Annotated in this window: 2 protein-coding genes; both read right to left on the minus strand. The window is 46.0% G+C overall.

Features of this window, described 5'->3' with window-relative positions:
* Nucleotides 1–53 precede the first annotated feature (53 nt).
* Nucleotides 54–779 carry a histidine phosphatase family protein gene (locus tag AAB400_01660; protein ID MEK7648603.1) on the minus strand — a complete coding sequence of 242 codons (726 nt, stop codon included), beginning with the start codon at nt 777–779 and terminating at the stop codon, nt 54–56.
* 72 nt (nt 780–851) lie between these two features.
* Nucleotides 852–1,403 carry a hypothetical protein gene (locus AAB400_01665; protein ID MEK7648604.1) on the minus strand — a complete coding sequence of 184 codons (552 nt, stop codon included), beginning with the start codon at nt 1,401–1,403 and terminating at the stop codon, nt 852–854.
* Nucleotides 1,404–1,835: the final 432 nt, after the last annotated feature.

Genomic DNA, 1,835 nt, shown 5'->3' on the forward strand with positions numbered 1-1,835 from the left:
AAAAAATAAAAAGTCCCGCTGGGCTATGCGGGAACGATGATGCCGTTTTCTTCTTACCAGTAGACCTTATTGTAGCACTCAAGCTCGAGTCGGCGCGTCGTTGGCGAGTAACGATAGGCTGTCACGCTGCAATTCTTCGGCGGATCGGTATGAATCATATGCTCCCACTGTTCGATGCGCCATTTATTGAGCAAGAGATTCATGACACCAATAGTACCGCCGTGCGAATAGCAATGCACTGCTTTGCCTGCCCGTACTTGGAATAAATGATGTCCAATAAATGGGTATACCTGATCGCAGAGGTCGGCATTGCTTTTGCCTCCCGGAGGACGAAAATAGAAGTATCCCTGCAGCTTGATCTGATCTCGAAGAAACGGATAGGTGGCATTGACTTCATTTTCATCCATGAAAAATGTGTAGCCAACATCGCGTTCGCGCAACATGTGGTTGTGGCGGACTTTGATGCGTGCGATTTGCTCCGAAGTGTAGCCGGCAGCGAGACTAGTTTCACGAGATTGCTCTGTGCGCACGTACTCCGAATCATACACCACGTCCGGCACACCAAAGTCATGTGCAACGCCAATCCCGGTTAAGCGCGCTTGTTCAACGCCATAAGGATCAGTGATGGGCACCCTATGGTCAGGAATGCCTTTTATGCGAATAGCGGCTTCGTCGTCAGCAGGCAGAAATAGATGATTTCCTCGCACGACCTGGCGCAGCGACTGTGCATGCCGTATGAGAAGAAGGAGTTCTGGGCGATTAGTGAGCGTTCCTGTCAAAGGTACTGTACCTCCATTTGCTTTTGATACTACAGCTTTTTATGAAAATGTCAATGATAAAAAAAGACCCTTTTAGGGGTCTTGGGTTAATGCTGCATCAACAAGGACTGGTAGCTTTTGCTCTTCGATGAGTTCATAGCCTCCAAAGGGCTCTTTCGTGAGCGGGACTGTCTTTGCGATATGGACACGAGCGCGGAATCCCTTTGCTCCATAGATAAACGAGTGTGCATTGTTCGGATGGGGGCGCTTTCCCTCTTCTCGAAGCTGGTTCCACTCGCGAATACGCCGGACAATATCGGGATGGACGGTGCTTTCTGAATCTGCAAAATCAAGCGCTTGAGCAATAGTATCCCGCATCTGCTGTCCTAGATTTCCTTTCACAAATCCGCTAAAACAGAGACGTTCGATATCGATATATGCTGCCTTCCTGCCAATATGTTCAGTGAGCTCCATGCCATTTGCAAGCATAACATGCCCATGGGTACCGCATTGACAGATGTAATAACCAAGTTGGGCTATACTGACTTTAGGATAAGGTACGAGCTGTGTCGTTACTTTGGGTCGTATGATCACAAATGCCAGTCTATATGACAAGTATCCGTCTGTCAATTCAGAACTTTCCATGTGGATAAGTGAGCAGAAAGAGGTGTGTATAACTTTGTTGAGAATGCGTTTTTCATACTTTGCAAAGCTTTTTTAAAACATTTTTTGTAGTATATTTATAACGAAATTTTATATTTCTCATGAATATTCCCGTCAGAGCTCTTGACAGGGTTCGTTATAGGGCGTAGACTAGGCATTACCGTTTCACAAAAGAGTCTTGTCCGAGAAGGACACTAGAAGACTCGAGATGGTAAAATCTGCACCTTACAACCCGCTAGCTCGAGAATGAATTTTGAAAACAAGTGATGGCACGAACGATTCCAAAAGAATCTAGCCTCCTTGTTGAAGAAATATATTCAAAAGCACCAGTAACCCTACACAGTCCTCTACTCCAGTGCGCATTAAGTCGCAAGGGGGTTCAAAGAGGACACAACACGAAACTGAGGAATTTTT

This window comes from Patescibacteria group bacterium, assembly GCA_038065255.1.
GTDB lineage: Bacteria > Patescibacteriota > Patescibacteriia > JACQRZ01 > JACQRZ01 > JBBTRI01.

Excerpts from the sequence above, each read along its gene's own strand:
- AAB400_01665 (MEK7648604.1), bottom strand. The coding sequence starts at position 1,403 with ATGGAAAGTTCTGAATTGACAGACGGATACTTGTCATATAGACTGGCA.